Origin of the sequence: Flavobacterium esculini (genome assembly GCF_048284325.1) — a bacterium.
Taxonomy (GTDB): Bacteria; Bacteroidota; Bacteroidia; order Flavobacteriales; family Flavobacteriaceae; genus Flavobacterium.
Window position 1 is genome coordinate 1 of the sequence record NZ_JBLVPI010000017.1, and the last position, 14,487, is coordinate 14,487.

The 14,487-nt window shown below is 34.6% G+C and carries 13 protein-coding genes; 8 read left to right on the top strand and 5 right to left on the bottom strand.

Annotated features, from left to right (window positions below):
* Positions 1-283 precede the first annotated feature (283 nt).
* Positions 284-1,228 carry an alpha/beta hydrolase family protein gene (locus ACNQGG_RS14105; protein WP_417965012.1) on the top strand — a complete coding sequence of 315 codons (945 nt, stop codon included), beginning with the start codon at positions 284-286 and terminating at the stop codon, positions 1,226-1,228.
* Positions 1,229-1,516: 288 nt separating this feature from the next.
* Here ACNQGG_RS14105 and ACNQGG_RS14110 read toward each other — a convergent pair whose 3' ends face one another.
* On the bottom strand, positions 1,517-1,843 hold the full coding sequence (locus ACNQGG_RS14110; RefSeq protein WP_417965145.1) for a transposase: 327 nt from the start codon (positions 1,841-1,843) through the stop codon (positions 1,517-1,519).
* Between the two features lie 228 nt (positions 1,844-2,071).
* Here ACNQGG_RS14110 and ACNQGG_RS14115 point away from each other — a divergent pair, with 228 nt between their 5' ends.
* The 5 genes from ACNQGG_RS14115 (at position 2,072) to ACNQGG_RS14135 (ending at position 6,816) form a co-directional block, all read left to right on the top strand.
* Positions 2,072-2,842: a helix-turn-helix domain-containing protein gene (locus ACNQGG_RS14115; protein ID WP_416856934.1), complete on the top strand. Its 771-nt coding sequence runs from the start codon at positions 2,072-2,074 to the stop codon at positions 2,840-2,842.
* Between the two features lie 78 nt (positions 2,843-2,920).
* Positions 2,921-3,547: an NAD(P)-dependent oxidoreductase gene (locus tag ACNQGG_RS14120; protein ID WP_416856935.1), complete on the top strand. Its 627-nt coding sequence runs from the start codon at positions 2,921-2,923 to the stop codon at positions 3,545-3,547.
* 176 nt (positions 3,548-3,723) lie between these two features.
* On the top strand, positions 3,724-4,119 hold the full coding sequence (locus tag ACNQGG_RS14125; RefSeq protein WP_417965015.1) for a VOC family protein: 396 nt from the start codon (positions 3,724-3,726) through the stop codon (positions 4,117-4,119).
* 143 nt (positions 4,120-4,262) lie between these two features.
* On the top strand, positions 4,263-5,723 hold the full coding sequence (locus ACNQGG_RS14130; RefSeq protein ID WP_417965017.1) for a sialate O-acetylesterase: 1,461 nt from the start codon (positions 4,263-4,265) through the stop codon (positions 5,721-5,723).
* A 301-nt stretch (positions 5,724-6,024) separates the two neighbouring features.
* A complete protein-coding gene (locus tag ACNQGG_RS14135) occupies positions 6,025-6,816 on the top strand; it encodes a C1 family peptidase (protein WP_416856938.1) in 792 nt (263 codons plus the stop codon).
* 152 nt (positions 6,817-6,968) lie between these two features.
* On the opposite strand, the gene ACNQGG_RS14140 is transcribed toward ACNQGG_RS14135, so the two are convergent.
* A complete protein-coding gene (locus ACNQGG_RS14140; protein WP_416849124.1) occupies positions 6,969-7,196 on the bottom strand; it encodes a CDGSH iron-sulfur domain-containing protein in 228 nt (75 codons plus the stop codon).
* Positions 7,197-7,600: 404 nt separating this feature from the next.
* On the opposite strand from ACNQGG_RS14140, the gene ACNQGG_RS14145 reads away from it, so the two are divergent.
* A complete protein-coding gene (locus tag ACNQGG_RS14145) occupies positions 7,601-8,653 on the top strand; it encodes a glycosyltransferase family 9 protein (RefSeq protein WP_417965020.1) in 1,053 nt (350 codons plus the stop codon).
* A 46-nt stretch (positions 8,654-8,699) separates the two neighbouring features.
* Positions 8,700-9,155 carry a VOC family protein gene (locus ACNQGG_RS14150; RefSeq protein WP_417965022.1) on the top strand — a complete coding sequence of 152 codons (456 nt, stop codon included), beginning with the start codon at positions 8,700-8,702 and terminating at the stop codon, positions 9,153-9,155.
* Positions 9,156-9,402: 247 nt separating this feature from the next.
* Here ACNQGG_RS14150 and ACNQGG_RS14155 read toward each other — a convergent pair whose 3' ends face one another.
* The 3 genes from ACNQGG_RS14155 to ACNQGG_RS14165 all read right to left on the bottom strand — a co-directional run bounded on the left by ACNQGG_RS14155 (position 9,403) and on the right by ACNQGG_RS14165 (position 14,386).
* Positions 9,403-10,893 carry a LysM peptidoglycan-binding domain-containing protein gene (locus ACNQGG_RS14155; RefSeq protein ID WP_417965024.1) on the bottom strand — a complete coding sequence of 497 codons (1,491 nt, stop codon included), beginning with the start codon at positions 10,891-10,893 and terminating at the stop codon, positions 9,403-9,405.
* Between the two features lie 703 nt (positions 10,894-11,596).
* Positions 11,597-11,917, bottom strand: coding sequence for a hypothetical protein (locus ACNQGG_RS14160; RefSeq protein ID WP_039109077.1), 321 nt, complete (start codon positions 11,915-11,917; stop codon positions 11,597-11,599).
* 201 nt (positions 11,918-12,118) lie between these two features.
* Entirely contained in the window at positions 12,119-14,386 is a 2,268-nt protein-coding gene (locus tag ACNQGG_RS14165) for an aconitate hydratase (protein ID WP_417965026.1), read from the bottom strand.
* Positions 14,387-14,487 lie beyond the last annotated feature (101 nt).

The following is a 14,487-nucleotide window of genomic DNA, read 5'->3' on the forward strand; positions in this document are numbered from 1 at the left end:
TTTTGTTCTCTCTTAACGCATCAGGATGCTTTTTTTTGTAGTCATAATATCCTATTTTAGTTATCTTCGTAAGATAATCAAAATCTACAATGATGCTACCGAAGGTTTAGTTCAACAGCCGTTTGGCAAGATTGGGGTTTTAGGCTGAATTTAAAGATGGTTTTGTACTTGAAAAGTTTAGTAATAATCCGAAAATAAATCTTAATTTAGCACCAAACCCGATGATTACCAGAACGTTGTAGGAAATGCTCCAAAAAAAACCTAAAAATTATAGATAAAATATATGATAAAAAAAAATATCGTGATTGAACTTAAAGCAGAAAAAAAACTAAAGAATCTCTCTTTTTTTTTCAGAATATTCTTTCTATTGCTTTACTTGATGACACTAAATCAAGTAAAAGCTCAATCATTAGACTTTATAAAAATAGAGAATGTAACATTTAAAAGTGAAGGAGTAACTCTTGCTGGCTCAATTTTAAATCCTAAAAAGCCATTTGCAGCAGTTGTAATTATTCATGGGTCTGACCCTGTAAAAAGGGAAATGGAGTTCGCTGAACGTCTTGCCAAAGAAGGCATAGCTGTATTAACATATGATAAACGCGGAGTTGGAGAATCTGGTGGAGTTTATGCTGGTCCAGAAGTTGGGACAAATAACATTGATTCAGTTAATTTAACTCTATTAGCAAAAGATGCAAGCGCTGCCGTGAACAAACTTCATCAACTGTATAAAAATATACCTATAGGTCTTGTTGGTTTCAGTCAAGCAGGATGGATAATCCCAATTGCTGCAAGTAAAAATCCGTTAATAGAATTTATGGTTTTATTTAGTTGCCCAACAATTACAACTTTGGAACAACTTAGATTTCAGTTTTATACCAATGGGAATAATAATTTTTGGGAAAATCACACAGAAGCAGAAGCACGTGAACATATCAATAATGATTCTGACAGGTATCAATTTACAGCTACTGACCCAAAGATTTCCTTGAATACTCTTTCTATTCCAGGACTTTGGCTTTTTGGTGAGAAAGATATCCAAATTCCAGTAAAGTTGTGTATAGAGCAATTAAATACATTTAAAGTTCAAGGCAAACCTTTCGAATATACCTTGTTTTCAACATTAGGACACAATACAGCTTCTGGCAATATTACAGCACCTGTTGATATTTCAATTCAATGGATAAAACAGAAAGCTTTGAACATTAAGAAGTCTAAAGCATCAAAATAAAGCACTGCCTACAACAGCTACAACGGATTTGAGCAATTGGCTTAATGGGAAAATGGTTTTGTATTTGGGAAATTAGGCAAATCCGAATAATGGGCTTAATTTAGTCCCATACTGCTTGTAGCGCGAGAACGTCAGGCTGTGAAAAAACCTCTTTTTTTTTCTAAAAACCTCCAAATTTCATGATACTGCAATTCAAATCAAGCCTTATAACGAAGTCTTTTTTTCAGGCTGCTATTTAATTGAATAAAAATTGTTAGCTGTATTTAGCTTTAAACAAATCTTTTTTTATTAAAAGCAAGGCTTTTGCCTTGTAGGGCGAGTTCCATTTTTGGGTTTGGCAATCAAATCCGGAACGCCGAGTATATTGATACTGCATTTAATGTTATACACAAGCATAATCAGGCTGTGTTCTCCATTTACTTTTTCCAATCCCGTTAAGTAGAGCCATTGTATTTCAATGTTTCTAAAACATTCGTTTTCTAATTTACAACTACTTCTTAAACCATTGTGATAACCGTATAAATAGATCTTAAGAAATACTTGGCTGGTATAACTCGGACGACCTTTTTTTTGAGTGTTTGAACTGAGAAACCAAGTTTTATCAAATCTATATATTCAACAAAAGCGTCTATAAACCGAACTTGATTGTCTAGACTTATTGCGTCTACTAAACTTGAAAAACGCATTTGTTGGCGGGAAATTCCGGTGATGTGTTGCATTCTTAAAAATAAGAATAATCTTCTTTTTATACAAGTATTTTGCTATATTTGGTTGTAGTACAACAGAAGTTTTTTCACAGACTGACGTTAGCGGTAATTCCACAAACCCTCACAATAAGAGTAAATGAACTTTAAAAACATCCTTCCTGATAAATCTATTTCGCTTTTTGTGAAAAATATTTGGGTGTTTGAAAATAAGGACAAAAACATAAAAACCTGTTTACCTTTTTTTGCAGATGGTTTCCCCGGATTAATGTTTCAGCAAACCGATAACGGATTAATCGTAAAGCCACACAACAAAATAATGCCAGAAATTTTTCTTTACGGTCAAACAATCAAACCCATTGAACTGGAAATTTCGGGAACATACCTCATCCTGATTTTCCAATTGTATCCTTTTGTTTTAAGAACATTTTTCAATATCGCTCCGCAAAGTATAAACGATAATTGCTACTATTTGGAAGACACCGTAGACAATATTGCTCATCTTAACCAGCAATTGGTATCGTGCAAAACCGTAAAAGATAAAATTGAAATCATCTCAAAGTTGCTTTTATTGTATTTTGAAAAGAAAAGGCAAAATCTTGATTTTGAAATACGACAAGGCATAGAAAGCATTATCCACACAAAAGGTCAGGAAAGCATTCGTGCGGTTGCCGAAAAATCAAATCTCAATATACGTACTTTTGAACGTAGATTTTTGAATGAAACGGGACTTTCAGCCAAACAATTTGCTAAAATCATCCAGTTTCAGGCTTCACTGGAACAACTAACCATAAAAGATTACACCAAACTCACCGATATTGTATATCAAAACGGTTTCTCAGATCAATCTCACTTCATCAAAGTATTCAAGGCTTTTACAGGCAAAACACCAAAAACTTTTAATAAATAAAAGAACTGTCGTTTTTATTCTATTTTACACGGTTTATCCGTCGCAATTTTGCCTCATCAATTTTAAAAATAGAATAAAATGAAAGTAATAATTTTTGGTGCAACAGGAACAGTTGGCGTTGAAATCGTAAAACAAGCATTAAATAAAGGCTATGATGTTACAGCCTTTGTTCGCAATCCTGAAAAAATACAGAACCTCAATCATGTCAATCTTACTATTTGCAAAGCTGATGTTTTGAATGTAAGCGAAGTAGAAAATGCACTGCAAAATCAAGATGCAGTTTTGTGTGTTTTAGGTGACGGAAAAGCCGGAAAAATAAGAGCCTCGGGAACAAAAAACATCATTGATGCAATGAATAAAAAAGGGATTAAAAGGTTGATTTGTCAAACCACACTCGGTATGGGCGAAAGTTATGGAAACCTCAATTTTATTTGGAAACACATTATGTTTGGAATGTTGCTCAAAAAAGCATTTCAAGACCATCAATTACAAGAAAAACACATCTTAAATAGCAATTTGGATTATACAATCGTAAGACCAAGTGCATTAACTGATGGCGAAATTACCAATCAATACAAAATTGGTTTTGAAGGAACATACAAAAAACTCAACCTTAAAATAGCACGGACTGCTGTTGCAGGCTTTATGTTATGCCAACTGAAAACCAACGAATATTTGAAAAAAGCAGTAAGCATATCTAATTAAAAAAAAATAAAATTCGAAGATCCCGCTCTTTACGCGCCTGCGAAAATACACGAAACCTTAGCGGTAAGTTTTCTGACAACCGCATAATAAACGTAATTGAATATAGCTTTTTGCATATAAAAAGCATTAAATCCATACCTTAGTTTTCGCAAATAGACATCTAAAAATTTAACCTTATGGAACCTAAAATGATATGGGCGAATCTTGTCTCAAATGACTTAGACAGGACAACCAAATTCTACACAGAATTAGATTTTAAAACAAATGGCAATCGTACGGAAGAGTTGTCGAGTTTCTTTTTTGGCAATGATAAATTTATTATTCATTTCTTTGCGAAAACAAGATTTGAAAGCTTTGCGAACAGTGAGGCTGCAAATCTTGAAAAACAAAACGAGGTGATTTTTTCTCTTTCTGCACAAAGTAAAGAAGAAGTTGATCAATGGTTCATAAAGGTCAAGAAAGCTGGCGGAAAAATTTATGCTGAACCGCAGGAATTCGACAAGGGATACACTTTTGGATTTGCAGATCCAGATGGTCACAAATTCAATGTCTTATATTGGCCGGGAATGTAATTCATCCTGCCGCAATCCCTTTCACCAAATTGACAACATCAGTTCTGAAAAACTTCTTCAAAATACCGACAATCAGAAAACTGAATAATCTTTATCCACGGGCTGAGCTTTAATCATCCCGTGCTTTTTTAAATTATAAAAATATGTGTTCCAAAAAATTGATTTTCTTATCTTTAACTGTTTTACTTTTAGTTACTTTCAACCTTTTTAGTCAAGTTACACTCCCGAAAATTCTGGGACATAACATGGTTTTACAACAACTGAAAGAAGTACCTGTGTGGGGAACTGCCAGTCCAGGCGAAAAAATAGCGGTTGCTTTTGCTGGACAAAGCAAAACAACGGTTGCCGACAGCTCTGGAAAATGGTCAGTGAAACTCAGCCCGATGAAAGCATCATTTACACCACGCGAAATGACTATTAAAGGAACAAATACAATCCTACTAAAAAATATATTGGTCGGGGAAGTCTGGCTTTGTTCAGGCCAATCGAACATGGAATATGCTATGCGAAAATATAGTAAATTCCAATCAGCAGTAAAGGGGAACCGACCTCCTGAGGATGATTTAAACACAGCAAATAATCCCAATATCCGCATTTTTCTCGACCGTCGAAAATACATGGATCCAAGTCCGGAACATCTCGGTTGGGACTCGGCAATTGGGCGGCCATTGGTTGATTTTTCGGCTGTTGGTTATTATTTTGCGAAAGACTTATATGCCAAATTACATGTGCCTATCGGAATGATTGCTGCAGCAGTGCCTGGTAGCCGGATTGAACCTTGGATTCAGGCTTCTAAAATGGAAATAGCTCCTAAAATGAAAAACGGAAAAACGCTAGACAAACTAAGTGCGGATGGTGGCGATCCCGGTAAATTTTATGACAGCATGATACAACCGCTAATTCCTTTTACATTGAAAGGAATTCTATGGTATCAGGGAGAATCAAATTGTTTTCTGAACGAAAATATCCGTTATGCTTATAAGTTAAAAACACTAATAGAAAGTTGGCGTACCGATTGGAAAGATAAAAAATTACCTTTTTATTTTGTTCAAATAGCGCCCTACAATTATTCTGCTGCCAAAGATGTTCGTCAACATACTACTGAAAATCTTCCCGAATTTTGGGAAGCACAGGCGCTGGCATTGCATTTAAAGAATACAAGCATGATAGCGATTACCGATTTAGTCGACAGCATTGCTGATTTACATCCTGGATACAAATGGGAAGTTGGTCACCGTTTAAGTCTAGTTGCCGCAAATAAAGCATATGGACAAAAAAATGTCGTTTGTTCCGGACCTGCATATCAAAAAATGAAAATAGTACACCATACCATTGAAATCACTTTTTCAAATGTAGGAAGTGGTTTAGCAAGCCGTGATAAAAGACCTCTTACCTGGTTTAGTATAGCAGGTGTGGACGGGAAATTTGTACCGGCAAAAGCGGAAATAGAGGGCTATAAAATAATCGTTTCTGCTCCCGAAGTTCCACATCCCCTTTCGGTGCGTTTTGGTTGGAACGAGGCTGCTCAATCCAATTTTATCAGCAAAGAAGGACTTCCTGCCATTCCTTTCAGAAGTGATAATCCGTGGGATAAACTTTTTTAATAAAACAATTTCATCAAACCAAAATAGAAGTTATATACTTCTATTTCAAATAGGTAAATCTTTAAATATTTGAAAAAAATAGGAAGTTTTTAATTTTTTGTAATAAAACACTATCTTTTAATGAATTATGAAGACTCGCTCGGATGTCTTATAATTTCTCATTTTTTAATAATCGACCAATCGAAAAGTAGATTATTTACAAGTACTTTAACAATGTATCCACACACTTGCTAAAACCAACCTTAACATCTATCTTGTGTCCGAATATACGTATAATTTCTAAACACTAAAACCAAAATTTATGCCAGCAGGAGGTAGAGTAACAGGTAGAATACTAAATTGTGTTCCCTCTTTTGATAAAGAAAACGATTGGACACTCGATAAGGCAATCGTTGAAGGACTAGTAATAACTGACTTTCCAGAGACTTTTGATTTGCGTGAAGACTGGTGGGAAATTGGGGACCAACTCGAAACATCCGCATGTGTGGGTTGGGCATCTACACATGGACTACTTAGATGGCATCTTGTTAAAGAAAACCGGATCAGTAAGGAAGATCAACTGTCATCATGGCTGACATGGATGGCTGCTAAAGAAACTGACCAAGATGATACTACAACATCTCAAGATATTAATTCCGGGGTATGCTTGAAAGCTGCACTGGACATATTACGAAAATATGGTGCTGTTCACGAAAAAGACCTTCCGCTAGATACAGACCTATTCAGTACGAAATTCAAAACAACAGAATTCACTGATTTGGCCGCGCAGATGAGGATTAAAGGCTACTACAGGGTAATCAATAACGATGACTGCAATGTGGATTATCTACGCATGTGGATTTCAAGTCAAGGTCCTGTACTTGCTTTGGTAGACACTGATAGTCAATGGGCTATAACCTCAGAACACAAGTTTGAAGTATATGATATGGAAAGTATGCATGGTGGTCACGCCGTAGCCATTGTGGGGTATACTGAAGATTATTTTATCGTTCGCAACAGCTGGGGTACCGATTTTTGCGACAATGGTTATGTTTATTGTTCAAACGAATATGTAACCAAGGCTTTTTGCGAGGCATACGGAATATTACTCTAAGAATAAACAGAACCAAAAAAATAAAGCCACATGAATTGTGCGGCTTTATTTTTTTCAGGAATACTTCAATGTTCCGTCTTAAAATAACGATACACAAAGCAATCTATACTAGATTATTCTATTTTTATCCAATAAAAGAAAAACGGTATTCTTTAATTCGTTTTCATTGGCGGCAAGTCAAATGCTTCTGCTTCATGTTCAAAATTATTGCGGTGTGAACCATCACAAAAAGGTTTATTGGATGATAATCCACAACGACAAAGACCCAATGCGGTTCTTCCTTCCAGTCCATAAACTTTACCTTCGAAGTCCATTATTTCGAAATCACCCTCTATTTTTATAGATCCATTGCGATTAATTATTAGTTTCGTCTTACTCATAGCGCTGTTTAATTTTTTAGAGTTCAAAGATTGCAAAAATATATCCTGACAGCTCAGCAATAGCGATTTTTTTATGATGTAAAAGGCTAATTTACATTAATTCTATATAATATAAAAAGTGAATTATGAATTAATAGCAGTCAACTGAACCAAGTAAAATCTGATACCAGATCAATTACAACCACACTTCCCCTCTTTAGGAAGGGGACTTTGCACAAGTATAAATTCTCGTTCTCTTTTTATTTTATGGGATAAGCCGAATGATTTCCATCTATATTGTACATTTGTCAAGTACGTAGTACATTTCTGGGCTGTGTTTAATTATTTCATATTTTGTTTCATGAATATTCACAACCTTTTTAATTTTAACTGAAAAGAATTCAATACCCTATAACATTAAAAGCATGAGTGTCTTAAAAAAAGTAAATGAATATAGAAGGATAATAACACACAACCTGACTAAAAACATTGGCAGTTCACAAAAGAATCAAAAAATTGATTTAACTCAAAAAATCGAAATTAAAAGAGTTTTAATTTCAAGGCCAAATCATAGATTAGGAAACCTTTTGTTGATTACGCCGCTAGTGCAAGAAGTTATCTTCACTTTTCCAGAGTGTAAAATTGATCTATTTGTAAAAGGAGGGCTAGCTCCTATTGTTTTTCAAAATTATGAAAACATCAATTACATTATAGAACTCCCTAAAAAGCCTTTTAAAAATTTAATAGCTTATTTTCAAGTTTGGATAAAAATCAAAAAACAACACTATGATATTGTTATAAATGTAGATAAAGGTTCTTCATCAGGAAGATTGTCTGCGCAATTTGCTAATGCAAAATATAAGTTTTTTGGCGAAGTTGATGAAAACATTCAATTAAAATATAGCGATTATGAGCATATTGCAAAATATCCGGTGTATGAATTTAGAAGTTTTTTAACCAAATTAGGATTTGAGAATAACGAGAATCCCGTCCCATCATTAGACATTAAGCTAAGTTCTTCAGAAATTGCTGAAGGTCAAAAAATAGTGAAAGAAATAGTAAAAAACGATATAAAGACAATCGCTATTTTTACCTATGCTACTGACGATAAATGCTATTCAGAATCCTGGTGGGAAGAATTTTATGACCGTTTAAAGAAGGAATACCCCAATTACAATATTATGGAAGTGTTACCTGTTGAAAATATTTCACAAATTGGATTTAAAGCACCTACCTTTTATAGTAAAGACGTTCGTGAAATTGGGTCAGTAATTGCAAATACCGTGATTTTTATTGGTGCCGATAGCGGTATTATGCATTTGGCCAGTGCTTCACTAACCCCAACTGTTGGTTTGTTCTCACGTCCTAATATAAACATGTATGCGCCTTACAACAATAATAGTGTGGCGATAAACACCAATAACAGTAATACGGATGATTGTATTAAAATCATCAATCGTATTCTTACTGCAAACTGATTTAGTACTACCCTTTTTCCTTATCAAAAACCAAAATTAAATAGCTATGAAAAAAACACTCTTTTTACTTCTTTCATTTGTATTCACTGTATCAATTTGGGCGCAGGACAAAAACTCATTTTCTTTAACTATGGATCATACTGCGCTATCAGTAAAAGATTTGGATCGTTCGGTTGATTTTTACACAAACGTTTTGAAACTTAAAGAAATTACTAACTTAACAAGAAAAGAAGGCATCCGTTGGATTTCTTTAGGAGATGGAAAAGAATTGCATTTGGTTTCTACTATTAAAGATCCCGTTACAATAAATAGAGCGGTACATCTTGCTTTTAAAGCCGTCAACTTTGATGGACTGGTAAAAGTATTGGAAAACCTAAAGATCACTTATTCTGACTGGCCAGGAACGCTTCATAAAATTAACGTTCGTGCTGACGGTATTAAACAGATTTATTTTCAGGATCCAGATGGCTATTGGATTGAAGTAAACAGCGTTGAAAAATAGATTACCACTTTTAAAAGCTACAGCTTCATCCTTATATCCCAAATTTAGGCAAGAGAACTGAATAATAAAGCGAATAAAAAGACCCGGAAATAAAAAAACTCAAAACAATAATGAGAAGTTAATCCTTGTCTTTTTTGGAAGGTATAAAAAGTTTAAAGATGAAATCACATTTGATAAAACAAAAAACTCCCCAGTTTCCTGAAGAGTTTCCATTATATGTAAGAGTCGTATATTTTCTAAAATTTGATTATTGTAAAACGCGATTGATTTGGGTTAATTTTTTTTCATAATATTTCTCTTTAACAGATGAAATTACAACACCTCCACCTACAGAGGCATGAATGAATTTTATATCACCATCGCAAACTTCAACAACCATTCCAACATGATTAATACGGCTTCTTCCATTAGTTTTAAAGAAAATTAAATCTCCTTTTTGAGCATCTTCTGGATTGACAACAACTCCTAAACGGGATTGTTCTAAAGAAGTTCTTGGCAATTTGATATCAAAAGCTTCAAATGTGTTACACATTAAACCCGAACAATCAAAGCCTGATTTTGAAGTTCCACCTGACTGGTATCTAGTTCCGATATTAGATGAAGCGGTTTCAATCAATTCATCTAAAAAATTAGGATTCGAAGCCGGTTTTACAAAACTTTTGAATTCCCAATTGTTGTTTTCAACATTTTTGTATTTCTCGTTATCATTACCAATATTTGTAAATTCATGTGTTGTATTTTCAGTATCCGAAACTGCTACACTTTCATTAGTTGTATTAGCGTATCGAATGTTTAATTTATACCCAACACGGAGCTTATTTTTAATTTCAGGATTTTGCTTTTCCAGTTCCTGAACCGTAATTCCGTATTGTTTTGCAATACCGTACTTGGTTTCTTTTGGCAACACTTCCCGAACAATATTTTCATTTGAAGTATTTAAACTTTCAGTTGGGTTTGTAACCATTACCAATGCTGCCTTTGAGAAATCATTTATTGGTTGAATAATAGCAGCCGGCTCTTGTATGGATTGTATTTTATTTTCTTGAGGTGCAACTGCGATTTCAGTTTTTAGTGATACGTTTGCAGGAATATTAATTTTTTGCCCCACTTTAAGTGATTTAACTCCTAATGTTGGATTGGCTTTATCGAATTCCTTGATTGTGATTCCGTATTTTTTTGTAATGGAATACTTTGTTTCTTTTGGCAAAACCTCTATAACAGTTTGTTCTGCAATAGCACTTTCGGTTTCAGCAATTTGAGGTTCAATTGCTACAGGTACTTTTTGTGAAGACTTTTTTACTTGGGGAACAACTGCGATTTCGGTTGAAGTTGCATTACCGGGAATTGTAATTTTTTGACTTATTCTTAATCCTGAAGTTTCTAATGTAGGATTGGCTTCGTTTAATTCTTTTACTGTAATCCCGTATTGTCTTGCGATTCCGTAAAGTGTTTCTTTGGCAAGTACTTCGTGTTCTTTCCCGAAATAATTTGTTGCAATCTTAGATTTGGTATTGGTATTTTTTGGTGCAGTAACAGGAATTAATAATACTGAATTGAGTTTTAATAGATTCTTGGCTTTTGGATTTAGTTTATAGATTTCACTTTGTTTTACATCATATTTCTCTGCAATACTCGAAATGGTTTCTCCTTTTACGATGGTATGTTTCTTGGTGCTTTCCTGAGAAAAAAGTACAATACTATTCAATAAAAACAATGTTACAACTAATCTTAAACTCATATTCATTTATTTCAAATTACTTACCCCATTTTTATTCTCCTTAGCAATTTCGGGATATAATTATTAAATCTCGCTAGGGTTTGTTCCAACTATCTTTATTTTAAAAATAAAAAAAGGCATCTCTTTTTAAAAAAGAGGGCAATAATATTTTATTTTAAAATCTAGTTGGTTTTTTTGTTCGAATTGCAAAAGCAACTTAAACTGTAACGCAGTACAATCCAAATGTATTGTTGCGCTGAAAATAAATATTTTAATGAAGAGATGATTTGTATTTACAATCAAAAAAAACTTCGCTGAAAAATTTATCTACAAAAAGGCTAATTTAAGTTATAAAATTCAAAAAACAACATTTTTTTTTGATTTTAACGTGTAAAATAAAGAAAACGCCTGTTTTTCAGCATTTTTAAGGGCTTTTAAGAATGAAAAATTACATTTTATTTAAACTGACACTATTCACTTCTTTTTTTTAAATCGTAAAATCCAAAAGAAATCGTCTTCCCGATTTCTAGCCCTGATGAAAGTGGAAAGCCTTTTAAAATGGAATTGTATTTTTTCCTGAGAAAGAAGAGCGACCGGCGGAAGCTCCTTTTTTATCTTGGAAAAAGCAATTCTATGAAAAAGCTTGAAGCGGTCAGCAGGAAATAGCTCCAAAAAAAACCACCCCATTTTATTTGAAGTGGTGCTTTTAGTTCTTTCGCTTTCTTTACATTACATGAACATCGTGCCATTTTTCTGCAAGTTTACTGAGGTTAGCCCGCATTAAATCATCAGGAGTCATTGCAATCCTAAACTCGCAATTGGCTTCAAAATTTAAAAACCAAGGTTCAGCAATAGATGGAATAGCGGAAGCATCAGGAACTTCAACTACCATAACCGCACCTCGATTACCGTCTTGTTCAGAAAAATAAATACTCTCTGGTTTAATATCTTCAATCACTCGACTGATGATCTCACCTGCTGTACCATTTCTAGCCATTGAGTTGAAAGGCTCAATAGGGAAGATAACATTAACTAACATTCTCATCGCAATTAGATTTAAAATTAATAGTAACTAAAGATACAAAATAGTCGAATCATTTTAAACCTCAAAATACTTATTATCAGTATTTTAACGTACAATTAATATGTTTTAAAATGAGACATACCGCTCTTCTAAAAAACCCCATGAAACAAAAAAACTCCCAAGTTACCTTGAGAGTTTTAAATATAAAATATTTTAATTTACTTATGCATTACTAGCAGCAGCAATTAAGTTTAATGCTGAACCAGCAACGAACCAACCAATTTGCCCTTCGTTATAAGTATGGTTTGCCAAGATAATATCTTTGGTTCCATCCGCATGAACGAATTCTAATGTTAATGATTTTCCTGGAGCAAAATCTACTAAATCTGTGAAGTTGATAGTATCATCTTCTTGGATTTTGTCGTAATCTGCTTCATTAGCAAATGTCAATCCTAAAAGACCTTGTTTTTTAAGGTTTGTTTCGTGAATACGAGCAAATGATTTTACCAATACTGCTTGAACACCTAAGAAACGAGGCTCCATAGCTGCATGCTCACGAGAAGAACCTTCTCCATAATTGTGATCTCCCACAACAATAGATGGAACTCCAGCCGCTTTATATGCACGTGCTACTGCAGGAACTGCATCATAAGTACCAGTCAATTGATTTTTAACCGAATTGGTTTTATCTGTGAAAGCATTAACTGCCCCAATCAACATATTGTTAGAAATATTATCTAAGTGACCACGGAAACGCAACCATGGACCAGCCATAGAGATGTGGTCAGTAGTACATTTTCCGAAAGCTTTGATCAATAATTTAGCTCCTGAAATATTTTTACCGTCCCAAGGTTGGAATGGCGCCAATAATTGCAAACGATCTGAAGTTTCGCTAACTACGATTTGAACTCCTGATCCATCAGCAGCTGGCGCTTGAAATCCTGCATCTTCTACAGCAAATCCTTTTTTAGGCAATTCATCACCATAAGGAGCGCTCAATTTCACTTCTTCACCGTTATCGTTGATCAAAGTATCAGTAATAGGATTGAAATCCAAACGACCTGAAATTGCTAAAGCAGCAACCATTTCTGGGGACGTTACAAAAGCGTGTGTGTTTGGGTTACCATCCGCACGTTTAGAGAAGTTACGGTTGAAAGAGTGAACGATTGTATTTTTCTCTCCTTTATCTGCTCCTGCTCTATCCCATTGTCCGATACATGGTCCACAAGCATTTGTAAATACTTTGGTTCCCATTTTTTCGAAAGTAGCGATGATTCCATCTCTTTCGATTGTATATCTAATTTGCTCCGAACCTGGGTTGATACCAAATTCCGCTTTTGGGCTAATTCCTAATTTAACTGCTTGGTTTACGATAGACGCAGCACGAGCCATATCTTCGTAAGAAGAGTTCGTACAAGAACCGATTAATCCCCATTCTACTTTAATTGGCCATCCATTAGCAGCAGCTTCTTCTTTCATTTTAGAAACTGGCGTACCTCTGTCCGGAGTAAAAGGACCATTAATGTGTGGCTCTAATTCAGAAAGGTTAATTTCAATAACTTGATCAAAATAAGTTGCTGGATCAGCATATACTTCTGGGTCTGCAGTTAAATAAGAAGCTACTTTATCAGCAGCATCTACTACATCTTGACGACCTGTGGCAGAAAGGTATCTTCTCATGGACTCATCATAACCAAATGTAGATGTGGTAGCTCCAATTTCGGCACCCATATTACAAATAGTTCCTTTTCCAGTGCAAGACATTGAAGTAGCTCCTTCTCCAAAATATTCAACAATAGCTCCCGTTCCACCTTTTACAGTAAGAATATCAGCTACTTTAAGGATAACATCTTTTGGTGCAGTCCAACCAGAAAGTTTTCCAGTTAATTTTACACCTATTAATTTTGGAAATTTTAATTCCCATGACATTCCTGACATTACATCTACGGCATCAGCTCCACCAACACCAATAGCTAACATCCCTAATCCACCTGCATTTACAGTATGCGAATCTGTACCAATCATCAATCCTCCAGGGAATGCATAATTCTCCAAAACGATTTGGTGAATAATTCCTGAACCCGGTTTCCAAAAACCAATTCCGTATTTATCAGATACTGAAGAAAGAAAATCAAAAACCTCTTTAGATTGTTTATTTGCTGCAGCTAAATCAAATTCAGCTCCATTTTTAGCCAAAATCAAATGATCACAGTGAACCGTTGTTGGAACAGCAACAGTTTTCTTTCCAGCGTGCATAAATTGCAATAAAGCCATTTGAGCTGTTGCATCTTGACAGGCTACTCTGTCCGGAGCAAAATCAACATAATCAACACCTCTTGCAAAAGCTTTAGATGGAGTTCCATCCCAAAGGTGCGTGTATAAAATTTTCTCAGTCAATGTAAGCGGGCGACCCACTATCTCACGTGCTGCATCAACACGACTAGTCATGTTCGCATACACTTTTTTAATCATTTCAATATCAAATGCCATAAGATTTATGTTATTGGTTTTGTTATTCTATTTTAGAAATCACAAGATACAAAAAAATAGAGTACAAAAAAAAGCCTGAGTCTCATGACTCAGGCTTTTAA